The sequence below is a fragment of the Rhodococcus artemisiae genome (genome assembly GCF_036327795.1).
GTDB classification, from domain to species: domain Bacteria; phylum Actinomycetota; class Actinomycetes; order Mycobacteriales; family Mycobacteriaceae; genus Rhodococcus; species Rhodococcus artemisiae.
Genome location: NZ_JAUTXY010000004.1, coordinates 266,011 through 288,867 on the forward strand (window position 1 = coordinate 266,011; position 22,857 = coordinate 288,867).

Below are 22,857 nucleotides of genomic sequence, written 5' to 3' on the forward strand. Positions count from 1 at the left end.
CGAGGCGATCGGCGGGATACGCTGCTCGGCGATGATCGACGACCCGCTCGAACTCATCCGGACACTGGTGGGAGTCACCGCGCTCGCCGCCGTGGCCACCGCCGCCCTGTGGGCGTTCGGTGTTCCGCACCGCTTTGCGCCGGTGTACGCAATCGCGCGCGGCACAGTGCAACTCGCATTCGTTGCCCTCGTGCTCACGGGAGTCATCTCCGACGCCCGGTGGGTCGCGCTGGTGCTCGTGATCATGTTCGGCGTTGCGCTGTGGACCGCGTCGCGGCGGGTCGGGCGAGGAATCGGGACGACAGTGATGGTCGGTGTGTCCATGTTCTTCGGAATCGGTACCGCCCTCGCCATCGTGTTCGTCAGCGGTGCCATCGAGCTGACACCCCGCTACGCCCTCGCGCTCGGCGGAATCGTGATCGGCGGTGGGATGACGGTCGCCGGACTTGCCGGCCGGAGATTCACCGAGATCGTCGACGACCGGTGGACCGAGGTCGAAGGGTGGCTCGCGCTCGGCGCGACCATGCGGCAGGCAACGCTCGGCCACGCCCGGCTCGCGGTGCGGGCAGCTCTGATCCCGTCCCTCGATCAGACGAAGACCACCGGACTGGTGACGCTGCCGGGTGCCTTCGTCGGCGCGATCTTCGGCGGGCTGTCGCCCCTCGAAGCCGGTCGTTTCCAGGTGGTGGTGCTCGCGGCGATCATGGCGGCGGGATCGATCACCGCGGTGGTTCTCGCGATCGGCCTCGGACGTCTGCGGGTGCGTCCGAGACCCCAGGAGTGAGCTGCGGTATGAATTGAGGTCGACGTCAACTTCGACCTGGGGGTGCATAGGCATGCTGCTCGTAGCCAACCGCGGTGAGATCGCCCTGCGAATCATCCGAACGGCCACCGAACTCGGCCTCGATACCGTCGCCGTCTATGCGGAGGACGATTCCGCGAGCCCGCATGTCGGTGCCGCCACCAGGGCCGTTCCGCTCGCGGGATCCGGTCCCGCCGCCTACCTCGACCAGGACGCGATCCTCCGCATCGCCCGCGACACGGACTGCACTCTCGTCCATCCCGGCTACGGCTTCCTCAGCGAGAACGCCGCGTTCGCGGACCGCTGCGCCGACGCGGGCGTGACGTTCGTCGGACCCGACCCGGACGCGCTGCGGACGTTCGGCGACAAGCAGACCGCTCGCGCCACGGCTGCGGGCCTGGGCATTCCCGTGGTTCCGGCCTCCGGCTCGGGGGACCCGGAGGATCTGCGTGCCTTCCTCGCGCAGCACCCGGACGGCATCGTCGTCAAAGCTCTCGCCGGAGGTGGCGGCCGCGGCATGCGGATCGTGCGCGACGCCGGCGACCTCGTCGACGCCCACCGGTCGGCCGCGGCCGAAGCGCTGGGTGCGTTCGGCGACGACCGCCTGTACGCCGAAGCGCTCATCACCCGGGCCCGACACATCGAGGTGCAGATCGTCGCGGCACCGGACGGTGTCGGCGGGACCGTCGCGCGTGCGCTCGGCGACCGTGACTGCAGCGTGCAGCGTCGGCACCAGAAACTCGTCGAGATCGCTCCCGCCCCGGCGCTGAGCGAGGCGTTGCGACGCGACCTGCACGTCGCCGCCGCCCGACTCGGCACTGGCACGCACCTGCGCGGGGTGGCGACGGTCGAGTTCCTCGTGGCCGGCTCGGGCATGGTGTTCCTCGAGGTGAACCCGCGGATCCAGGTCGAGCACACCGTCACCGAAGAGGTCGCCGGAATCGATCTCGTGACCGTGCAGATCGCGGTCGCGCGCGGAGCATTGTTCGACGAACTCGAGCTCCCCGAGGGCATCACCGCCGACTCCCACGGTGTCACCGGAGCAGCGACCCGTGCCCGGGGAGTGGCCGTGCAGGCACGCGTCAACACCGAAACGCTGCGTCAGGACGGACAGACCGTCCCCGCGACCGGAACCCTGTCCGCATTCACCCCGCCGTCCGGCCCCGGCATTCGAGTCGACACCCACGGCCGCCTGGGCCTCGAGGTAGGGGCTCGCTACGATTCCCTGCTCGCGAAGGTCATCGCACACGTGCGGGTCGGGGCGAGCGAAGCGACGGGGGATTTCACGCGTGGAGTCGGCGCCGCGTTCCGGAAACTCGAGGTCGCGCTCGGCGAGTTCGTCGTCGACGGCGTCGCCACCAACCGGAATGTTCTCCGGAAGATTCTCACCGACACGGAATTCCGGTCCGGTCCGGTCACCACGTCGTGGCTCGGTGAGCGTCTCACGGAGTTCGTCGACCTACACGCGGAGGTACCGGTCGCGGCGGAAGCGCCCGAACTGGGCGCCGGGGAGCATGCGGTGCGTGCCGAAATGGTCGGCACCGTCGTCGAATCCGCTGCCGAGGGCGGCGCCGTGCCGGCCGGTGCGCCCATCGTGATCCTCGACGCGATGAAGATGCAGCACGCCATCACCGCGCCGGGGGCCGCCACCGTGACTCGGATGCTCGTGCAGCCCGGGCAGACCGTGCAACCCGGAACGATGCTCGCCGTGGTCCATCTCGACGACGAAGCCGGGTCGAACACCGCCGCAGACGCATTCGACCTCGATTTCGAGCGCGCCGACCTCGACGAGATCCGTGCGCGGCACGCTGCCACCCTCGACGCCGCCCGTCCCGGCGCGGTCGCACGCCGGCACAACCGCGGCCGACGCACCGCGCGCGAGAACATCACCGATCTCGTCGACGCCGACAGCTTCGTCGAGTACGGCGGTCTCGTCCTCGCCGCGCAACGCGCACGCCGCAGCGAAGAAGACCTCATCGCGAACACCCCCGCCGACGGACTTGTCGGAGGCACGGCACGTATCGACGGTGCCGACGTCGTCGTCATGTCGTACGACTACACCGTGCTCGCCGGAACCCAGGGCAGGTACAACCACAGCAAGACCGACCGACTCCTCGAACTCGCTGCGCGCCGCGAGGTGCCGGTAGTGCTGTTCGCGGAGGGCGGCGGTGGACGACCGGGCGACGTCGATGTAGCGCACGGCGCGGGCCTGGAACTGTCGACGTTCCGGTCGATGGCGGCGCTGCACGGTCGTGTGCCGACTGTCGCCGTGGTGTCGGGCCGGTGCTTCGCGGGCAACGCCGCACTCGCCGGCGTGTGCGATGTGCTCATCGCGACGCCCGACGCCAACATCGGGATGGGCGGGCCCGCCATGATCGAGGGCGGCGGACTCGGAGAGCACCGACCCGAGGAGATCGGTCCGATCGACGTGCAACGCCGCAACGGCGTTGTCCACCTGGCCGCGCGCGACGAGGAACATGCCGTCGCGCTGACCCGGCAGTACCTGTCGTATTTCACCGTCCGGACAACCGGATTCGAGGCACCCGACCCGCGTCTTGCGCGACACGTGGTTCCCGAGGATCGCCTCCGCGCCTACGACGTCCGTGCCGCTCTCACTGCCGTCGCCGACGTCGATTCGGTGCTCGAACTGCGCGCGGACTACGGCGTCGGTATCGTCACCGCACTCGTGAGAGTCGAGGGCACGGCCTACGGAGTGCTCGCCAACAGCAGCCACCACCTCGGAGGGGCGATCGACGCCGAAGCCGCCGACAAGGCCGCAGACTTCCTCGAACTGTGCGAAGAGCACCGAATTCCCGTGGTGAGTCTGTGCGACACACCGGGTTTCATGGTCGGTCCGGAATCGGAGAAACAAGCGACCGTACGGCGATTCGGCCGGTTCTTCATCGCGGGTGCGCGCTTGACAGTGCCGTTCGGCACGATCATCCTCCGCAAAGGATACGGGCTCGGTGCCATGGCGATGGCCGGTGGATCGTTCCACTCACCGCAGTTCACGATCGCGTGGCCGACCGGCGAAATCGGCGGGATGGGACTCGAGGGCGCGGTGCGGCTCGGCTTCCGCAAGGAACTCGATGCCGCGCCCACCGCCGAGGCTCGCGAGGAACTGTTCGGGCAACTGGTCGCTGCGGCGTATCAGCGGGGTAAGGCACTGCAGGCGGCGACGATCTTCGAACTCGACGACGTCATCGACCCCGCCGAGACGCGCACGTGGATCTCGGGGCTGCGATGATTTCACGGTGTTGACAGGGGTACTTCTTCGACATGGTCACCTATCGCGGAGCACAGGGTTATCTGCCCGACACCCTCGACCTCCTCTCACTCGAGACAGCGGCCCGGGGGTGTCGCGGGTGCGACCTGTTCAAGGCCGCCGAGCAGACGGTCTTCGGCGCCGGCCCCGCCGACGCACGTCTGATGCTCGTCGGCGAGCAACCCGGCAACGACGAAGACCTCGAGGGGGAGCCGTTCGTCGGCCCCGCAGGCCGATTGCTGGACAAGGCGCTCGCAGCCGCCGGTGTCGAGCGCGACACCGTGTACGTCACCAATGCCGTCAAGCACTTCCGGTTCGACCGGGCCGCGGGCGGAAAGCGTCGCATCCACAAGAAACCGTCGGGCGGGCAGATCACCGCGTGCCGGCCGTGGCTCGTCGCGGAACTCGACGTGGTGCGTCCCGACGTCGTGGTGTGTCTCGGCGTGACGGCGGCCCGCGCGTTGGTCGAGAAGAATTTCAAGCTCACCGTGCACCGCGGAGAAGTGCTGCAACTCGACGAAGAGTTCCGGGGCACGCTCGATCCGAAGGTGGTCGCCACGATCCATCCGTCCGCAGCGCTGCGCGCCCATGTGGACCGCGACGCCGCGTTCGACTCACTCGTGCGCGATCTTCACCGCGCCGCCGGGTTGCTCTGATCTGATCATGCGGTCGTGGCGAGCGCGGCGGCGAGCCCGAACGCCACCGACATCGCACACACTTCGATGACGGCATTGCGCAGCGAGACGTCGGCGGTGCTCCGATGGGCGCCTGCCGCGGGCACCCACGTGCGCCGCCAGATCCATGCCAGCCCGAGCAGCGCCACGAGCACCGCGACCTTGGCGAGCAGAACACGCCCGTAGCCGGTGTCGACGAGCGCGGCCACCGACTCGAGGCGCACGGCCGCGTCGATCACACCGGTCACCCCGAGCACGACGACGCATGTCGTCGCCAGGTCCGAGTAACGCGGCAGCAGCCGGGACCATGCCCCGCGACCGCGGACCAACAGGGCGAGCGCCGTGAGCACCCCCAGCCAGACCGCGGCCGCGAGGACGTGCGCCGCGTCGAGCAACGACCCGAACGGCTGCTGCGACATGTGGCCGGTGACGGGTCGCGCGACGAGTGCCAGAGCGGCGGCGACGAGAACGGGTGCGGTCGACCACGTGGCCCCTCGCCGGTAGGCGAGAGCCGCCGCGACGGTGAGTGCGCCGACACAGACCCACGCGGCCGCGGCGACCCGACCGGATCCGGCGGTGCCGATGTACTCGACGAAGAGTCCGGCGCTGAGCCGGGCCACGGGCACGTCGACCGTCGCGGCGGCTTCGATGACGAGTTGAACGGTCTCGAGCAGCAGCCACACCCCGCCGAGGGCGGTGGTCGCGCGCCACACGTCCTCGGTCGAGACATCCGGGCGTCGTTGACCGCGTGTCATCGTGGCGAGGACAGCGACGCCGAGCACCGTGGACCCGACACACAGCGACAGCGCGCGTGTCCACGCGGACAACTCCGGGGCCGCCAGCAGCACGCCGAGCGCGACCCCGATGACGGCGCCGGCGGCGGCTCCGAGGAGCCACCGCCGGCGAATGTTCGGCACGAGTGTCAGGCCTTCGGCTTGCGCAACACGAACCACAAGGCAGCGACCACCACGATCACACCGGCGACCACGAACCACCAGACGGCGGGACCCCCGCCGTCGTCGGTGGCGACGTCGGATGCCGGTGCGGCGTCGCCCGCCGCGGCCTCACCGGGAGTGCCGGTGCCCTCCTGAGTGAGGGTGAAGGTGCGCGTCCCGCTGACGGGATGCCCGTCGGCCGACGTCACGCGATAGGCGATCGTGTATTCACCGACCGGGCCGAGACCGTCGATTTCGACGCTGACGGTGGGTCCGTCGACGATCGGGTCGCCCTTGGACCACAGATTGCCGTCGGGCCCGACCACGGTGAGCGCTGCGAACTGCTGCTGTAGCGCTTCGTTGAAGGTCACGCTGACCTGCTCGGGCGCCTCCGCGATCTCCGAGCCTTGCTCTGGACTGCTGCCGAGGACGACCGAGTGCGCCGCGGCGGGGCCCGCCGCGAGCATCAGTGCGCCGACGAGCGCGAGGAGTACGGTGCCGAGACGCTTCATGCCTGCTGTGCCGTTCATGCTCGCCGTCCCCGGATCACTGCGCCGAGGCCCAGCGCGGCGCCGAGCGCGCCGAGAACCAGGCCGATGCCACCGAGCCACCGGGCGGTGCTGTCGGTGCTGCTGCCCGACTCGGCTGCGGCCGTGGTGTCGGTGTTCTCGGTGCTGTGGGGTGCACCGCTTGCGTGCCCGTCACCGCTGCTCGCGGCGAGCGCGAGAGAGGGCGCGGGCTTCTCCGGTTCCTCGTCGCCGGTCGCGGCCTGGTCCCACGCGACGACCTCGCCGTCGCTGTAGGTCTGCGTGGCCGGGAACGCGACTTCTTCCTCTTCGGGGAGCGGTCCGGCGGAGAGCACGAACTGCTGGAACTGGCCCGGGCCGACTTCGACGCCGGGGTCGGCCGTCCAGGTGACCGAGGTTGCGAGCTGTTCGGGGTTTTTCTCGATCGTTGCCGTCCAGCCGGGCATCGGCTCTGTGCGCGCCGACCGCAGACCGGGCAGTTCGACGGTGAGCGCCGTGGTGCCGGCGGTCTCGGATTCGGTGGGAACGCGGAACGTGAGGACGGAATATCCGCCCTGCTCGGCGCCCGGTGCGACGACGGTGACGTGTGCAGCGGCAATGCCGGAACCGGCCAGGAGCAGTGCCGCGGTGGCACCGGAGCCGACGAGGGCCCGGGTGATGTTCTTCATGAAGATGTAGTTGCTTTCTCGAAAGAGGGTCAGGACACGGCGAACCGTGCGGCCGGCGGACCTCGTCGAGAGATGCAGGAGGGGAATGGGCGGACGATGTACCGATCGGTGTCGATCCGCGGTACGAGAACCGCGGGTGCAGCGATCGTGGGACGCCACGGCCGCGTGTGCTGCACCACCGATGTGCACGCAGCGTAGAGGCGGTCGGCGATGCCGATGAGCAGTGCGCATCCGACGACAGCGGCGGTGTGCGCGGCCAGCATCGACACCGAGAGGTGCAGGTGCCCGTCCGTCAGCGTGGACAGGACGAGGTGGGTGCCGAGCTGGCCCGCGGCGAGCAGCGCGACCGGCGACATCGCCGGTCGCCCGGCGCCCACGATGCCGACCCCGACAGCAACCGCCGTCAGCAACGCCACGGCCGGGTTCGTCGGTACCGAACCTCCGGCCGCGCCGTGTGCTGCGACGGCGAGCGCCGCGGTGGAAACCCCCGCGGTGCCGCCGAGCAGGGCCGGACTCGTGGTCACCGGTCGGTCAGCGCACACCGAGGCGGGCCAGCAGGTCCGCCTCGATTCCGTCGAGTTCGTGGCCGATGGAGGCGTGTGCGGCTTTGCGACGCGCGGCCGGCATCTGCTCGGCGGCGGACACCGCAGCGGTCAGGTCGGTGAGACGACCGCGGATGGCTTCCGCGAACTTCTTCGTTTCGGCGTCCTTGGGATGCAGCTCCTCGGTCTTCGTGACCGACTGCTCGGCGGCCGCGATGCGGGCGCTGAGCCGCGCACCGTGACCGGTGAACTCCCCGAGCTGTTCGACGCCGACACCGAGTTTCTGGGCGCGGCGGACGTCGAGCTGCCCGCGGACGGCGGTCGCGGCCTGGTAGGCGAGGGGGGCGAGCACGGGCACGAGCAGGCGCGCGATCCCGAGGTAGCGACGGATCTTCGCTGCGGTCAGCCCCTGGTTCTCGGCGGCCTTCTTCTGAGCCTTGAGCGTGGCGATCTGTTCTTTTTCGACCTTGGCCTGCGACTTCACGAGCTCCTTGTCGAGCTTGGCCTGCGACTTGGCGAGTTTCTTCGCGAGCTTGTCCTGGGACTTCGCTGTGCGCCGATCACTCCTGGATTGGTTCTTCGCGCCCAGCTTGGCCTCGAGCGTCGCCTTGTGCTTGAGAGCCTTTGCCTCCGCCTTGCGGGTGGCACGCCGCTTCCGCCGTGTGAACAACCCCATCGAACAGCACCCTCCATTCGGTACGACCGCAGCGCGCCCGCGCTCCTGGTCAGCCTAACGTGACGGTGCTGCTTCGAGGCGCCGCACGTCGAGCGAATACCCTGGACTGTTGTGGAGAAGACCGGTGAGCAGCGACGCAGGCCCGTCTCGATCGAGGCGAGCGCACTGACGCGGTGCCGACACCGGGTGTTCCTCGACGCCACGTTCCCCGAGGAACTGTCCGCTGCACCCAAGAACCCGGGTGCTACCCAACGTCAGGAAGCCGCCGCAGCGCACCGCGAGGCGATCCGGCAGCGGATGTTCGACGCCGACCCGGACGGGTGGGTGCACATCGCCGCAGAAGGGACCATGGCGCAGCGCGCCGACCGAACTCTCGACGCGTGCCGATCCGGCGCAGATCGCATCTGGGGCGCGGTCCTGCCCGTCGAACCCGACACCGGCCGCCGGGGCCGCTCCGAGATCCTGCTCCGCGACGCGGAACGCGGCGGCTACATTCCCGTGATCGTCGTCAACCACAAAGTCACCGACCCGGGGCGAGGCGCCACCACCACCGATCTGTTCGGGTGGGCACCCGCGGTCGACGAGAACCGCAAGGTGCGGGCGCACTCGGGCGACCAGATGCGCGTCGCCCATCTGTACCGGATGCTCGAACGGCACGGGCTGGCCGGCCCCGCGCAGGTGGCCGGAGCGATCGGATACAACGCCGACTGCATCCTCGTCCACGACCTGAGCGCCGTCCTCGACGACTACGACGCGCGGCTCGCCGACCGTCTCGCCATCGCGCGCGGCGACGTGCCGACCGTGCCGTCGCAGATCGGGGAGTGCCGTACGTGCCCGTGGTGGGACCGGTGCCGTTCGGAGCTGGCCGAACGGCACGACGTGTCGCTGGTCGCGCCGGGACAGCGCGCCGACGTGCTGCGCGAACTCGGCGTCACCACAATCGATGGGCTCGCCGACTGGACGGGCGAGCAACCCGAGGTGTGGCCGCAGGGGCCGTTCGAGGACGCGGTGGTGATCGCGAAGGCGTGGCTTGCGGGGGCGCCGCTGGTGCGCCGCTACCGGCAGGTGCATGTCGCGCGCGCCGATGTCGAGATCGACATCGACATGGAGAGCTACCACGAACACGGCGCATATCTGTGGGGGACGCTGCTCAATACGGACGTGCAGTCCGTCTACCGGCCGTTCTCGACGTGGCAGCCGGTGCCCACGGCGGACGAAGCCCGCTCGTTCGGGGAGTTCTGGACGTGGTTGTCGGCGGAGCGTCGCGCAGCAGAGCGTCGCGGGAAAACATTTGCTGCCTACTGCTATTCGCGGTCCGCGGAGGACAAATGGTTGCTGTCGTCGGCCCGGCGTTTCCACGGCTATCCAGGTGTGCCGTCCGAGGTGGAGGTCAAGGAGTTCATTTCGTCGCCGCAGTGGGTGGACATCTACCAGGCGGTCACCGACCAGTTCGTGTGCCCGAACGGTAAGGGACTCAAGAAGATTGCGCCGATCGCTGGTCACCACTGGCGCGACGACGAGGCCGGGGGAGAGGCGTCGATGGCCTGGTACCGCGAGGCGGTCGGCTACGAGGGTGGAGAGGTGGTCCCGTCCCAGCGGACCCGGCTGCTCGAGTACAACGAGGACGACGTGATCGCCACCAAGGTGCTGCGCGAGTGGATGAGTGGTCGTGCAGTGCTGGATATTCCGCACATCGACGATCTCTGATACGACCGGCCGGGTCATCAGTAGCCGCCGGCCACTCCGGCATTGTCCAGGTAGAGCCCTTCGTTCGACAGCCCCCGCGCCCGGAAGGTGAGCGCCTCGACCGCGCCCAGGTCCACTGCACCGTTCGCGATGCAGTCGGCGGATGCAGTGTGGGTCTGCAGTGTCGGTTCGCTCGTAGCGCCGTTATTCAGCGCCTGCAGCTTCACGGTCGTCGCGGGCATCTGTCCGGAGAGGCCGGCCGGGCCGGTCAATGGGCAGGTCGTGGTCCGTCCCGCGGAATCGGTGATGTCGACCTCGACGGTTGCGGATTCGCCGGGAATCTCGTGGGGACGCGCGTCCGCGAGGTCGACCACGACCCTGCCCTCCGGTACGGGCGAGGAGTCGCTCACGTCGACGGTGACGGCCGCTTCCCCGCCGGGCCGGTCCGGGCGTAGGTGCAGCACGGTGTTGTCCGAGACACCCGTTCGAAGCGGTAGCGCGGTCATCTGCGCGGTGCCCTCACCGGCCGTCGGTCCGGGCGTGTTCACGTCACCGGCGCTGTGGTCCACGTCGGCGAATCCGATGACTCCGGTCTGGTCTCCGGAAGCAACTGCGATGCGGTAGTCGGTCCGAGGAAGCCACTCCGCATCCGGTGCAGGAGTTTCGAACAGTCGCATGGCAGCTCGATCGTAAGACAGGGTCACGTCGAGGAATGCGGATACGAAGACGGCGGCCGCCTGCTGCTGATCCGGGGCGCCGAGTAGCGCCTCCGTGTCCAAGAGATGCTTGCTGAGACCGAGCCCGGCATCGTAGCTACCCCATCGGGTGTTGAACTGACTGTGGTTGGCCCGGTATATCGAGACCGCGGCTTTGACCTGCCCGGGGGCGATTCCGGTGCGGGCGTACTGCTTCGTACCGGCGAAGGCTCCGACGTCGGCGTCATGGGTACCGCCTATGGTCAGGTAGTTGACGCCCTCCAAAGTGGCCGGTTCGCCGTCCACCGGAATGATGCCATCGCTGGGTGCGAGGGCGACAACGCTGGTGATGTCGATTCCGGCGGACGAATCGGCCCCGGGCAGCTCCGATTCCACGTCGGCCTGTCGCAACGCGGCTGCGACCGCGGCCGCCTCACCGCCTCGCGAATGTCCGATGAGAGCTACCCGGCTCAGATCGGCCGTCGCCTCGACCGGCGCCGCTCCGTCCTGCGTCCATGCGGCCCATTGATCGAGATGCGCAAGTATGAGCCGGGCCCGGGCCAGGTCGGCCCCGTAGATACCCCCGGCTCGATCCAGCACGCTGGTGTTCAGGAAACTCTGATCGATCGATGCGACGATATATCCACGGGTGGCCAGCAATTCGCCGAGATAGTCGAATCCGAGTTCGCTGTCTTCGTGCGGGGAGTTGCCATGCGCGAGAAGAAGAAGAGGGTATGTCCCCTCGTCCGCCGGAGCCCACACCGCTGCGTTGACGGGAAGTGCGGACGCGTCGAATCCCCAGACTTCGCTACGTACGTCATCGGCATCCCACCCTTCGATGATCGCGGATGCATCGAGCGGCGCGGTGGCAGTCTCCGACGAGCCATAGCGGTCGGACGCTCCTGGTGTGGCAGTTCCGTACGCGGTCACGGTCACCGGGTGCACTCCCGCAGCCGTCGGATCCGGTGGAGCCTGCCCGGCACGAGCAGCGGCCTGTTCGGGCGCCCCCGGCCCCGGCCAGGTCAACCAGCCCGCACCGGCGGCGGCTACCAGCAGGGCAACCGCTGCGGCCGCGCTATGCCGCCTGTCGGGGCGGCGGCCGTAGCCGGATGCCGCGCCGATGAGTGTGCCGATCCAGCTCCCCAACAGCGGAGCGGTGAGCAGCACGATCAGGCAGACCACCAGCCAGCCGACCGGTGATGGCCCGGCCCCCATGGTCAGCAGCACCAGCACGGACATCACGAGCACGCTGAGGAACGGCACCGGTACGCGCCGCTTCAGGAGTGCGGCCGCCGCGGTGCCCACCAGCGCTGCCACCGACCCCACCGCAGCCGTCAGCAGGAGATCTTGCGCCGAGATCCGCCAGGAGACGGCCGCTGCACCGGGCATTGCCTGCTCGATCGCCCGCCACAGCCACAGCAGGACAACCACTACGCCCAGGAGTGCGGTCGCTCCGGTCCATCCCGGTCCGGTGATCCATCGGTGACCGATATTCTGCGGGCGCCACCGCCACCCGTGGTTCTGTCCTGCTTCCGGTCGATCGGACACCGAAGCACTGTAGCCAGCGTCGAGGTGGTGTGCGTGGTAACCGGACTGCCGTTGCCGACCGCGTCGCCGGCGACCGCAAGTGGCCACCTAATCTTGAACCGAGTCGGCCAGACGGGACAAAGCGTCCACGACCGGTGCTCCGAACATCGGCGGGTCATTGTGTTCGAGCCCGGGAAGTTCGACGCGCTCGACGAGGTACCGCGCACTGTCCGCAACCGCTGCACTCTGCTGGGCCGGCACGATGCTGTCGGCGGTTCCGTAGACCACGGTGAGGGGCACATCGAGTTGCGCGACGATGTCGGCGACCGGGAACCTGTCCTTCAGGACTATGTCCGGCACGAGTCGGTAGTGGTGACGCGCCACCGATCCGAGGTCGGTGAACGGCGAGCGCAGAAGCATTCCGGCCGGAGGTGATTCGGCGGCGAGCGCAGTCACCACGGCGCAGCCCAGACTCTCCCCGAAGTACAGCACTCGATCCGAGTCGACATCCTCTCGGTCCAGCAGATGCTGCAGGGCTGCGCGGGCGTCGCGGGCCACTCCGTCTTCCGACGGGCGACCGGGGTTGCCGCCGTATCCGCGGTAGTCGAACAACAGCGTAGAGAATCCTGCGGCGGAGAGGTCGGCGGCGGTCTGCGCGCGCCCGAGGCGGTTCCCACCGTTGCCCGGAGCGAGAAGAACCGTGAACTCGGCGCCCGGTCCGGTCGGGTTGCGCCCGGGGACGAACCATGCCCCGAGCTCGAGGCCGTCCGACGTCGTCAGCACCACGTCCTCGGCGTTCGGCAGCAGAGTCGCGGCGGCAGGCGGGGTCGATGTATCGGGCAGGAAGATCAACCGTCGTTGCAGCGCCCACGCCGCGACCCCGGCGATCACGGCGACCAGCACGACGACGAGAGCGATCCGCACAGCCCCCTGTCTAACCGATCGTGCGCGGTTTCGGTAGTGCCCTTGACCGAAACCGCATCACGAGAGCAGCGAAGCTGCCTATCGCGGTGCCATGCGCAGCGCGCCGTCCATCCGGATGGTCTCGCCGTTGAGGTAGTCGTGCTCGACGATCATCTGCGCGAGCTGCGCGTACTCGGCGGGCTGTGCGAGCCGCGACGGGAACGGCACACCGGCTTCGAGACCCTTGCGGTACTCCTCGGTGACACCGGCGAGCATCGGGGTGTCGACGATGCCGGGGGCGATGGTGTTGACGCGGATGCCGAACTGCGCGAGATCGCGTGCCGCGGGCACCGTCATGCCGTGCACGCCACCCTTCGACGCCGAATACGCGATCTGGCCGATCTGGCCTTCGAACGCGGCGACGGACGCGGTGTTGATGATGACGCCGCGCTGGCCGGAATCGTCCACGGTGTCGGTCTTGGAGATCGCGTCGGCAGCGAGGCGCATGACGTTGAACGTGCCGAGCAGGTTCACCGTGATGACCGTGCGGAACAGCTCGAGGTCGTGCGGGCCGTTCTTGGACAGGATCCGCCCCGCCCAGCCGACACCGGCGCAGTTGACGACGATGCGCAGCGGCACTCCGGATTCGGTGATACGCGTGATCGCAGCCTGGACCTCGTCGCCGCTGGTGACGTCGGTGGGAATGAGGGTGACGCCGGCGGGTGCGTTGTCACCGACCCGTTCGATGGACTGTTCGAGATCGAGTCCGAACACCGTGGCCCCGGCGTCGGCGAGGCGGCGAGCGGTGGCGGCACCGAGACCCGATGCAGCACCGGTGACGAGCGCGGCAGAACCTTGAATTTCCACAGTCTTGCTCCTGTTCCAGGGGACACGCGTTTCGCGTCGAACCTTAGCGCGACAACGACCCCGAATCCGCTGCGTCGCTGCTCTGGTGCGCCGGTCGCCGCAGTACGGCGGTGCCGATCAGCGCGGCCACCACACAGGCACCGGCACCGAGTAGCAATCCTGCGCGGCCACCCCACTGTTCGACGACCCATCCGGCGATAGGGCCGCCGATCGCTGTGGATCCGAGGAATGCGACCGCCCACAGTGCCATCACCCGGCCCCGCATCTGCGGCGAGGCGGCGAGCTGCAGTGTGCTGTTCGCGCTCGTCGTGAACGTGACGCTCAGGGCGCCGACGATCACCATGAGTGCAATCAGGATCGGCAGGGACGGTGCTGCGGCCGCGACGGCCATGGCCACGCCGAATGCGAGTGCGGCGAGCACGAGCGGTTTGATACCCGTGCGGCCCCACGTGGCGACCACGAGGCCGCCCACCACGGATCCGGCACCCATCGCAGCGGTGAGGAAGCCGTACGCGCCGGCCCCTGCCTCGAAGGTGTGGTCCGCCAAGACCGGGAGCACAACCTGGAATTCGTATGCGAGACAGCCGACGAGCGCCATCATCGCCAACGGCACAGCCAGATCGGGCGTTCGTCGCACATACGCGAGTCCTTCGCGCAGCTGACCGCGGGCGCGCGTGGTCGGGGGAGAGGGGCGGAGTTTCGACACGTCGAGGGTGAGCAGCGAGGTCACCACCGCGACGAAGCTCGCGGCGTTGAGAAGGAAGCAGATCCCGATGCCGCCCGCGGCGATGACGATGCCGGCCACCGCGGGGCCGATCATGCGCGAACACGCGGCCAGGGTGGACTGCAGGCTCACTGCGTTGCGCAGATCCTCGGGTCCGACCATCTCGAGCATGAACGACTGCCGCGCCGGATTCTCGAAACATTGGTTGAGTCCGAGCCCGAGGGCAAGGACGTAGACGTGCCACAGCTCGACGGCATCGGTGATGACGAGCAGTCCGAGGATCAGCGCGAGCAGGCCCATCATCGACTGCAGTCCGATCATGAGCTTGCGTTTGTCGGAGCGGTCGGCGATCACACCGCCGTACGGACCGAGCAGCAACATCGGGACGGTCTGCAGCGCCAGCACGATGCCGATCGCGGTGGCCGATCCGGTCAGTTGCAGGACGAGCCATGATTGCGCGACGGTCTGCATCCACGTGCCGACGAGGGAAATCGCCTGGCCGGTGATGTAGCGGCGGAAGTTGGGTCCGCGCATGGCGGCGAATGTGTTTCCACGGATATCGGCGAGGACGGTCAATTGCGAGCCTCGCTTCTGCCGCATCCCATGCTGTCGGCGAGGGCTTCGAGTGCGGGAAGCGCGTCGTGCAGTGCGTCGACGTGGTGTTCGCTCAGTTCGGTGAGGTGTTCGGTGAACAGGGCGGTGCGTCGGATCCGGAGTTCTTCGGCGAGCGCCGCGCCGTCGGTGGTGATGTAGGCGAGGACGACGCGTTTGTCGTCGGCGTCGGACGAACGTGACACGAGCCCGGCGTCTTCGAGTTTGCCGAGCATGCGTGAGCACATCGTGGGGTTCAGGCCTTCGAGGTCGGAGAGTTCGCGTACCCCGATGGTCTTTCGTCGCGCGACCGTGGCGAGCAGGGATGCCTGCGAGGGTGTCAGGCTGCCGTCGCCTGCCGGCCGGGAGACGCGGCGTGCGATGCGGCCGAGTGCGATGCGGAGGCGATTCACCTCATCGGGATCGAACGACTCTCTGCTCATCGGTTCCGCGCCTCCTCAGGTATTTGCCTATCGGCAAGCATATACCTGCGGAGGGTGCGGGGTCGTCGGTCTGCGCGGAACCTCACACGTGTGTGGCGGGGGCGGACTCGGTGGTGTTGGGCCGCTTGGTGCGCCGCGTGAACAGGTACATGGCCAGTGCGGTGACCACGAGGGTGACGCCACCGGCGACGGGGCCGACCGCGGACGCGTCGGGAGCGAGACCGGCCCCGAGCATCCACGCGCCGAAGGCGAAGAACAACGCCGAGGCCCCGAAGCGGATCGCGTTCTCCGGCAGGTGTCGCCCGAGGACGACGCCGGCGACGATCGCGAGTGCGTCGGCGGCGACCATGCCCACCGTCGACCCGACCCAGACGCCGATCCAGTCGTTGTCGGTCGCGAGCGTGATGGTCGCGAGCATGGTCTTGTCGCCGAGTTCGGCGAGGAAGAACGCGGAGGTGACGGCCAGGAACGCCGAGCGCGTGACACGGCCGGCCTTCGACTGCTCGTCATCGTCGAGGGAATCGCCACGCAACGTCCACGCGCCGAACAGCAGGAAGGCGACGCCACCGACAAGTGAGATGGCCACGGTCGGGATCGCGACACCGAGATAGTGGCCCACCGCCACTGAGACGAGGTGCACGGCGGTGGTGGCGAACAGGATCCCCGACAACACCACCCACCAGCGGTAGCGCAGCGCGAACGTCATGGCCATCAGCTGGGATTTGTCGCCGAGTTCGGCGATGAAGATGATTGCGAAGCTCAGAACGACTGCGGACCACATGAGCGGGTTTTCCTCCTTCGTCTGTGGAGGAATCGGGCTTCCTCCGGACGTCGGACGCGTGGTGCGTCGACGACCGAAGGTCTCGCCCACCGGAGGTCGTCCGGTTCGCCGTGCCGGGCCGATGGCGGCCAGTGTGTCGACAGGGCGATTGGGGGCTACTCCCCTTCGCTTTCACGACACTAGCGCGCCAAAGCCGCGGGTGTAAAGGTAATGCTAAGTTTAGTAGAACCGAACTCTCATTTGCGGCATAGCTTCATGCCGCGAGCAGCATGGCCAGAACTGCGGTGTCGGGATCCCTGCCGGGATCCACGTTCACCTTACTGACCAGCGACGTCACGGTTCCATCCGCTTCGGCCTCTACCCATGCGGCGCGATGGTCGAGCCCGAGATACGGCAACCCGGGCAGGAGCACACACCCCGAGGCTGCGCCCGCATTCTCGGGCAGCGACGGTGTGGTCTCCGATGGAGGATGCAGCATGATCAGTGCCGGGGGCTGATGCTGCGCGAAGCATCCCGGCTCCACGGCGGTCTCCCCGAGGACCGGTCCGGCGGCGAGGACCAGGCCGACGGTTCCCGGCTCCGGATCGTCCGGAAGTTCCTCACGGACCCCGAACACTGTCGAGGTCGGCAGCAGTCCCGGCAGCGAGGCCACACGCACCGTCAGCGCGAGCAGTTGTGCCCATTCGCGGGTGGTCGAAGGCCACCGTCCCGTCACTACGAATCCCCGCAGCGACCCACCGGAATGAAACGCGGCAATCCCGATCTGATCCCTCATGGCGTCCCTCCGATCCCTCCTCGGGCGATGAGGGAAGAATGCCCGTTTTTCTCGCTGGCACACAAGAGGCGCCGAGTGCCAGGTGTATTCGGTGCCCGGTGCTAAGCGTGTGGTCGGCCCGACACGTCGACTCCCGGCACGTCGACACGCAGCCGCACGATCGCCCCGGTGCGTTCACGCGCCGCGACCTCGGGTTGCCAGTTCTCGGCGGTGCAGACGAACAGGTCGCAGCCGTCATGACCGCCGAGTGCCACCGCATACGGATTCGCGACGGGCACCCGGTCGGTGATCACCCCGGACTGCGACACCCGGATCACCTCGTTGCCGAACGGCGATGCGACCCACACGGCGTCGTCACGGTCGATGGCGAGCCCGTCCGGGAACACCGATCGATCGAACTCGATCACAGTGCGACGGTCGGTGAGCGAGCCGTCGTCGCCCACCGTGAACGCGGTGAGCCGGCCCGGGATCGCGCGGGTCTCGGCGACGACGAGCGTGCGACCGTCGGCCGTCGCGACGATCCCGTTGGCGAACAGCAGGTCATCGGCGACGGCCCGCACGGTTCCGTCCGGTTCGACGAGCGTGAGCACCGCGGGACGGACCGGATCGGGTGGGGCGCTGCCGTCGCCGTAGTTACCCACATATGCGCGCCCGGCACCGTCGACGTACATGTCGTTCAGATGCCAGGTCGCGAACCCGGACAGATCCGCGTGTGGGGTGAGCATGCCGTCGGATTCGCGCCGCATCACCGTGCGGGGGTGACCGACGGCGATGAGCAGGCGCCCGTCGGGAAGGAACCCGAGGCCCGCTGGATGCCCGTCGATGTGGGCGACGATCTCGGACGCTCCGGTGGACGGATCGAGGCGATGTACGTCGTTCGCGTACACGTCGGAGAACCAGAGCCGGTCGTCGTGCCAGCGTGGGCATTCGGGAAATGCCAGGCCGGAGCACACGGTGTCGAGGGGAGGAGTCGTCATGGCCGCACACGCTAGCCGTCGGCCGGAGGCAACGGTGTCCCGAAACGCAGAAGAGGGCCACCCGCTGGGTGACCCTCTCCTCATGGTGCCGGTGACTAGACGATCAGGCCGGCGGTCTGGGTGCGTGCGCGCTCGAAGCGAGCCTGCACGTCGGCCCAGTTGACGATATTCCAGAACGCCTTGACGTAATCGGCCTTCACGTTCTGGTACTGCAGGTAGAACGCGTGCTCCCACATGTCGAGCATGAGCAGCGGAGTCAGGCCGATGGAGATGTTGCCCTGCTGATCGTAGAGCTGGACGATGATCAGACGCTGTCCGATCGAGTCCCATGCCAGGATCGACCAGCCGGAGCCCTGGATGGAGTTCGCGTTCGCGGAGAAGTGCTCGCGGAACTTGTCGAACGAGCCGAACGCGTCGTCGATCGCTGCTCCGAGCTCACCCGTCGGCTTGTCGCCACCTTCGGGAGAGAGGTTCTGCCAGAACACCGAGTGGTTGGTGTGACCACCGAGGTGGAATGCGAGGTCCTTCTCGAGCTTGGTGGCCTGAGCCGCCAGCGTGCCGTTCTCGCGGGCCTCGGCGAGCTTCTCGAGAGCGGTGTTGGCGCCGGCGACGTAGGTCGCATGGTGCTTGTCGTGGTGCAGCTCCATGATCTTCGCCGAGATGTGCGGCTCGAGCGCTGCGTAGTCGTATGGCAGTTCCGGAAGCGTGTACTCAGCCACGAAGGGTCCCTTCTTTGCGGGCCTGGTGAGCCCGTTCGATTTTTTCCGTGCCTATATGGGTATCCACCCAAACCCATAACTACACGCTGCGCAACATTCGGGCTCACGCGGGACGTCGTGCCCTACCGCCGACCCTGCGAAGCCGGTATGCCCGAGAAATCGGACCGCATCGCCTCTACCTGCACCGACTCGCCCGATCGGGAGCGTGATTGGAATCGGCGGTGAACGGCCCCTTAACATTGCGGGGTGTCTCGACCGCTCTTCGACGTTCCGACACGAGGAGCTGAGGCACCACGTGTCCAGCTGCCTGGGCTCGACCTGCTGAGGTTCCTCGCCGCGATTGCGGTCGTGTACTCGCACATCTGCTTCTATCTGATCGACGATCTGGGCACCGGTTGGTGGTTCATCGACGTCGTCCACGCGGTGCTGACCCAGGGCGCCGGCCTGAACATGCACCTGTCGTTCGTCGGTGTCGCGGCGTTCATGATGCTCACGGGGCTGCTCATCACGCGCTCCGCGATACGCCAGCCGCGGGGAAAGTTCCTGATCGCCCGTGCGGCGCGGCTCGTCCCCGCGTTCTGGGTATGCATCCTCGCGGCGATCCTGCTGGTCCGTTTCGGCATCAACGGCATGTTCAGCGGCCACACCACCGTCACCGACGGCGAGGCCGCACTCAGTTTCTTCCTCGGTGCGTTCTTCCTGAAGCCGCAGGTCGCGGTGCTCGGTGTGGCGTGGACGCTCGCCGTGCAGATCGCGTTCTACCTGTTCTGCGTGAGCGGACGGTCGCTGTTGCGTGCCAAGCCCATCGTCATGCCGCTGCTCGGGGCCGCTCTGTGCATGCTGGTGATCATCTACAACCTGTACATGCCGGAGCCGTACACGGTGCCGTTCCTGTCGAAGATCGCCGCGACATTGCCCACCGTGTTCCTCGGGCAGATCGCCTATCTTGCGTGGGCTGGGCTGATCTCCGTCCGCGGTCTACTGGTGGCCTTGATCGCCCAGGTCCAGGTGATCGTTCTCGCCACCGACATGCAGGTGTACTGGGCCGGTAGCCACTATCTGTGGACGATCAGCGTGGTGTTCGCGGTTGTCGTCCTGCTGTCCCGATACGACGGCAGGATCGGACGCCTGCGGATCGTGCACTGGGTCTCCACTCGTAGTTATGCGATCTACCTCGTGCACACCCTCGTCATGTACCGGATCTACGAGAACACCGTCGGATTCGTCGGTATGACAGGTGCTGTGATCTGTCTGCTCCTCGGTGTCGCGCTGGCGTCCGAGCTGGTGTATCGCGGCGTCGAAGTGCCTGCGGCCCGCTGGATCAGCAACCAGTGGCTCCACCCGAAGCGGCCCGCGGTCGCGGAAAAGGTCACCGCGCGGACACACGCGTAGCATCGGGTCATGTCCTGGTTCGACGACATCCTCGCCCATGCCGGCTCGAAGTCCCAGATGGTCGCAGCCGAAGAATCGCTGCCCGGACGATCGGAGGCCATGCCGGTTCCCGAGAAGCATCACGTCAACGGTCATCGCATCGTGCCGCCCTTCCCGGAAGGTCTCGCCACCGCCGTGGTCGGTATGGGGTGCTTCTGGGGTGCCGAGAAGGAGTTCTGGCAGCTCGACGGCGTGTATTCCACCGCTGTGGGATACGCCGGCGGGTACACCCCCAACCCGACATACGAGGAAGTGTGTTCCGGTCGCACCGGGCACACCGAAGTGGTGCTGGTGGTCTTCGATCCCGACGTGATCGACTTCGCGGGGATCCTGAAGCAGTTCTGGGAGAATCACGATCCCACCCAGGGCATGCGGCAGGGCAACGACCACGGAACCCAGTACCGGTCGGCCATCTACACGTTCGACGAATCGCAGATCGAGGTCGCCGAGGCCACCGCAGAAGCCTTCGCGACGCGCCTCGCGGAGGCGGGGTTCGGCAAGATCACCACGGAAATCGCGCCGCTCACCCAGTTCTACTACGCAGAGGATTACCACCAGCAGTACCTCGCGAAGAACCCCAACGGTTACTGCCCGGTTCACGCGACGGGTGTGAGCTGCCCGGTCGGTCTCGGAGCGTAGCGACCATCGATTTCGGAGCGTAGAGACCATCGGTCTCGGAGAATGAGAAGCGCTGTGCGCCACTGCACAATGTGAGATGGATTGGGATTCCTTGAATTTCGCCCGGTCGGCGAGCACTCTGGAATGTAAGAGTGTCGACCGGGGGAAGGATCGGGGTACCGAGATGACGTCCACAGGGGGATATCTACGGCGCACCCGCCGGAGTCTGCGTGGGCGTAGCCCCCTCGTCCGCCGCACCGACCGCTTCGAAGCCCGTGTCTTCTCATTGCTCGTCGCCGCGATGCTCATCATGGTCCCCGTCGCCGGGATCGTCATCGCGAACGTCCAGAGCACTCAGGTCGCCCTGGCTCAGCAGCAACTCGCCGAACGCACCATGGTCAGCGCCACTCTCGACGCCGACCCCGTGGTAGCCAACGCGGGCTGGGGAGAGTTCTCCTACGTCGCACCGTCGACCGCTCCCGCCACCTGGGAGTTCCGAGGCGTCGAACACCACGGCGACGTACAGATCACCGGTTCCGAGGTCGCAGGCGACGAAGTGCAGGTGTGGGTGGATCGCGCAGGAGCTGTGACCCTGCAACCGATGAGTGTGTCCGCCGCCGAGTTCTCCTCGGTACTTGCCGGTGTTGCGGTGTACATGTTCGTGCTCTTGATCGCGTGCGGTCTGTTCGCCCTGGCGCACTGGGGCATCGAGCGCGCCCGCAGCCGCGAGTGGAGCCGGGAAATCGAAGCGTTCCTCGGCTCCACCAGCAGCCACTGATCTACAGCGCTGCCGAAAACCTACAGTGCTGCCGGAACCTAGAGGGCCGCTGTCTCCGGCATGACTTCCCGCGCGACGAGTTCCAGGTGCTCGAGGTCCGCCAGATCGAGAATCTGCAGGTAGATCCGCTGCGATCCGATGTGTGCGTAGGTGCGGATCTTTTCCACGACCTCCTCGGGTGTTCCCGCCAGCCCGTTCTCACGAAGCTCGTCGACCTCGCGGCCGATGCGCGCGGCACGACGGGCGATCTCCGCTTCGTCCCGCCCGCAGCACAGCACGAGCGCGTTCGACAGCGTCAGCTCGGCCGGATCACGGTCCGCGTCGCGGCAAGCCTGCCGTACCCGCTCGAAGAGGGTCGCCGATCCCTCCACCGAATTGAACGGAACGTTGAATTCGCTCGCGTAACGCGCCGCCAATGCCGGCGTCCGCTTCTTTCCCGCACCACCGATCACCACCGGGATCTTCTGCTGGTGAGGTTTCGGCAGGGCCGGTGACTCCACGATCCGGGTGTGCGCGCCGTCGTACGAGAATTTCTCACCGACCGGGGTCTCCCACAGACCCGTGACGATGGCGAGGGCGTCCTCGAGGCGGTCGAATCGTTCTTTGAGGGGCGGGAACGGAATGCCGTATGCGGAGTGTTCCTCCTCGAACCAGCCGGCGCCGAGCCCGAACTCGACGCGACCGGAGCTCATCGCGTCGACCTGGGCGACGGAGATCGCGAGCGGGCCGGGATAACGGAAGGTCGCCGAGGTCACGAGGGTGCCGAGCCGGATCGTCGACGTGTCGCGGGCGAGTCCGGCGAGCGTGATCCATGCATCGGTGGGGCCGGGCAGCCCTTCTGCGTTCATCGCGAGGTAATGGTCGGAGCGGAAGAATGCGCCGTAGCCGAGCCGCTCGGCGGTCTGCGCGACCGCGAGCAGATCGTCGTAGGTCGCTCCCTGCTGTGGTTCGGTGAAGATCCGTAATTCCATTGCTCGATTGTTCCAGGAACCCGATTTCCGCGAATTGTGAGTGGTCTCGAGCGATGAATTCGACCGTCGAAGATCCCTGTGGATGAACCTGTGGAAACTGTGGATAACTCCTGCGCTTGGGCATTGTGGATATTCATCACGGCGTGCCGCGCGGCTGCATCGCATTTCGTCGCGTGCCACTATTGGAATCGTGAGTTCTTCCGATGTGCCCACCGTGTCGGTGGACGTGGTGTGCCGCCAGGGCGCGTGGCCGAAGGCAGGCAGGCCGTTGATCGGTGATGG

General features: G+C 67.6%; 22 protein-coding genes. 7 read left to right on the plus strand and 15 right to left on the minus strand.

What is annotated here, in order from left to right; translation table 11 throughout:
• The first annotated feature begins 34 nt into the window (after nt 1-34).
• The 3 genes from Q7514_RS11285 to Q7514_RS11295 are packed head-to-tail and all read left to right on the plus strand — an operon-like array spanning nt 35 to nt 4,723.
• On the plus strand, nt 35-784 hold the full coding sequence (locus Q7514_RS11285) for an ABC transporter permease (protein WP_330133551.1): 750 nt from the start codon (nt 35-37) through the stop codon (nt 782-784).
• 52 nt (nt 785-836) lie between these two features.
• On the plus strand, nt 837-4,049 hold the full coding sequence (locus Q7514_RS11290) for an acetyl-CoA carboxylase family protein (protein WP_330133339.1): 3,213 nt from the start codon (nt 837-839) through the stop codon (nt 4,047-4,049).
• A gap of 32 nt (nt 4,050-4,081) precedes the next feature.
• Nucleotides 4,082-4,723, plus strand: coding sequence for a UdgX family uracil-DNA binding protein (locus tag Q7514_RS11295; protein ID WP_330133340.1), 642 nt, complete (start codon nt 4,082-4,084; stop codon nt 4,721-4,723).
• Nucleotides 4,724-4,728: 5 nt separating this feature from the next.
• Here Q7514_RS11295 and Q7514_RS11300 read toward each other — a convergent pair whose 3' ends face one another.
• Genes Q7514_RS11300 through Q7514_RS11320 form a run of 5 tightly spaced genes read right to left on the minus strand, consistent with a single transcriptional unit; the run spans nt 4,729 to nt 8,089 of the window.
• Nucleotides 4,729-5,658: a copper resistance D family protein gene (locus tag Q7514_RS11300; protein ID WP_330133341.1), complete on the minus strand. Its 930-nt coding sequence runs from the start codon at nt 5,656-5,658 to the stop codon at nt 4,729-4,731.
• A gap of 5 nt (nt 5,659-5,663) precedes the next feature.
• Nucleotides 5,664-6,188, minus strand: coding sequence for a copper resistance CopC family protein (locus Q7514_RS11305; RefSeq protein WP_330133552.1), 525 nt, complete (start codon nt 6,186-6,188; stop codon nt 5,664-5,666).
• Nucleotides 6,189-6,202: 14 nt separating this feature from the next.
• Nucleotides 6,203-6,871, minus strand: a complete 669-nt coding sequence (locus Q7514_RS11310; protein WP_330133342.1) for a YcnI family copper-binding membrane protein — start codon at nt 6,869-6,871, stop codon at nt 6,203-6,205.
• 29 nt (nt 6,872-6,900) lie between these two features.
• Nucleotides 6,901-7,395: a hypothetical protein gene (locus Q7514_RS11315; RefSeq protein ID WP_330133343.1), complete on the minus strand. Its 495-nt coding sequence runs from the start codon at nt 7,393-7,395 to the stop codon at nt 6,901-6,903.
• A 7-nt stretch (nt 7,396-7,402) separates the two neighbouring features.
• Complete coding sequence (locus tag Q7514_RS11320; RefSeq protein ID WP_330133344.1) at nt 7,403-8,089, minus strand: DUF6474 family protein; 687 nt, start codon at nt 8,087-8,089, stop codon at nt 7,403-7,405.
• A 111-nt stretch (nt 8,090-8,200) separates the two neighbouring features.
• On the opposite strand from Q7514_RS11320, the gene Q7514_RS11325 reads away from it, so the two are divergent.
• Nucleotides 8,201-9,796 carry a TM0106 family RecB-like putative nuclease gene (locus Q7514_RS11325; protein ID WP_330133345.1) on the plus strand — a complete coding sequence of 532 codons (1,596 nt, stop codon included), beginning with the start codon at nt 8,201-8,203 and terminating at the stop codon, nt 9,794-9,796.
• A 17-nt stretch (nt 9,797-9,813) separates the two neighbouring features.
• Here the strand turns inward: Q7514_RS11325 and Q7514_RS11330 are convergent, their stop codons facing one another.
• The 9 genes from Q7514_RS11330 to Q7514_RS11370 form a co-directional block, all read right to left on the minus strand.
• Complete coding sequence (locus Q7514_RS11330) at nt 9,814-12,018, minus strand: alpha/beta hydrolase (protein WP_330133346.1); 2,205 nt, start codon at nt 12,016-12,018, stop codon at nt 9,814-9,816.
• Nucleotides 12,019-12,105: 87 nt separating this feature from the next.
• Complete coding sequence (locus Q7514_RS11335; RefSeq protein ID WP_408016070.1) at nt 12,106-12,921, minus strand: alpha/beta hydrolase; 816 nt, start codon at nt 12,919-12,921, stop codon at nt 12,106-12,108.
• A 78-nt stretch (nt 12,922-12,999) separates the two neighbouring features.
• The gene (locus Q7514_RS11340) at nt 13,000-13,767 is read right to left on the minus strand and encodes an SDR family NAD(P)-dependent oxidoreductase (RefSeq protein ID WP_330133347.1); all 768 of its coding nucleotides are present in this window, start codon (nt 13,765-13,767) and stop codon (nt 13,000-13,002) included.
• Between the two features lie 43 nt (nt 13,768-13,810).
• A complete protein-coding gene (locus tag Q7514_RS11345; RefSeq protein WP_330133348.1) occupies nt 13,811-15,067 on the minus strand; it encodes an MFS transporter in 1,257 nt (418 codons plus the stop codon).
• Nucleotides 15,064-15,525 carry a MarR family winged helix-turn-helix transcriptional regulator gene (locus tag Q7514_RS11350; protein ID WP_330133349.1) on the minus strand — a complete coding sequence of 154 codons (462 nt, stop codon included), beginning with the start codon at nt 15,523-15,525 and terminating at the stop codon, nt 15,064-15,066. The genes Q7514_RS11345 and Q7514_RS11350 overlap by 4 nt, the downstream gene beginning before the upstream one ends.
• 82 nt (nt 15,526-15,607) lie before the next feature.
• Nucleotides 15,608-16,306, minus strand: a complete 699-nt coding sequence (locus Q7514_RS11355) for a TMEM165/GDT1 family protein (protein ID WP_330133351.1) — start codon at nt 16,304-16,306, stop codon at nt 15,608-15,610.
• A 253-nt stretch (nt 16,307-16,559) separates the two neighbouring features.
• The gene (locus Q7514_RS11360; RefSeq protein ID WP_330133353.1) at nt 16,560-17,081 is read right to left on the minus strand and encodes a peptidase; all 522 of its coding nucleotides are present in this window, start codon (nt 17,079-17,081) and stop codon (nt 16,560-16,562) included.
• Nucleotides 17,082-17,182: 101 nt separating this feature from the next.
• A complete protein-coding gene (locus Q7514_RS11365) occupies nt 17,183-18,058 on the minus strand; it encodes an SMP-30/gluconolactonase/LRE family protein (RefSeq protein ID WP_330133354.1) in 876 nt (291 codons plus the stop codon).
• A gap of 95 nt (nt 18,059-18,153) precedes the next feature.
• Nucleotides 18,154-18,777 carry a superoxide dismutase gene (locus Q7514_RS11370; RefSeq protein WP_132472709.1) on the minus strand — a complete coding sequence of 208 codons (624 nt, stop codon included), beginning with the start codon at nt 18,775-18,777 and terminating at the stop codon, nt 18,154-18,156.
• A 246-nt stretch (nt 18,778-19,023) separates the two neighbouring features.
• Between Q7514_RS11370 and Q7514_RS11375 the strand changes: the two genes are divergently transcribed.
• The 3 genes from Q7514_RS11375 to Q7514_RS11385 all read left to right on the plus strand — a co-directional run bounded on the left by Q7514_RS11375 (nt 19,024) and on the right by Q7514_RS11385 (nt 21,604).
• The gene (locus Q7514_RS11375; protein ID WP_330133355.1) at nt 19,024-20,169 is read left to right on the plus strand and encodes an acyltransferase family protein; all 1,146 of its coding nucleotides are present in this window, start codon (nt 19,024-19,026) and stop codon (nt 20,167-20,169) included.
• 9 nt (nt 20,170-20,178) lie between these two features.
• Nucleotides 20,179-20,847, plus strand: a complete 669-nt coding sequence (gene msrA, locus Q7514_RS11380) for a peptide-methionine (S)-S-oxide reductase MsrA (protein WP_330133356.1) — start codon at nt 20,179-20,181, stop codon at nt 20,845-20,847.
• Nucleotides 20,848-21,010: 163 nt separating this feature from the next.
• Nucleotides 21,011-21,604, plus strand: a complete 594-nt coding sequence (locus Q7514_RS11385) for an Rv1733c family protein (protein WP_330133357.1) — start codon at nt 21,011-21,013, stop codon at nt 21,602-21,604.
• A 38-nt stretch (nt 21,605-21,642) separates the two neighbouring features.
• Here Q7514_RS11385 and Q7514_RS11390 read toward each other — a convergent pair whose 3' ends face one another.
• Nucleotides 21,643-22,575: an LLM class F420-dependent oxidoreductase gene (locus Q7514_RS11390; RefSeq protein ID WP_330133358.1), complete on the minus strand. Its 933-nt coding sequence runs from the start codon at nt 22,573-22,575 to the stop codon at nt 21,643-21,645.
• Nucleotides 22,576-22,857: the final 282 nt, after the last annotated feature.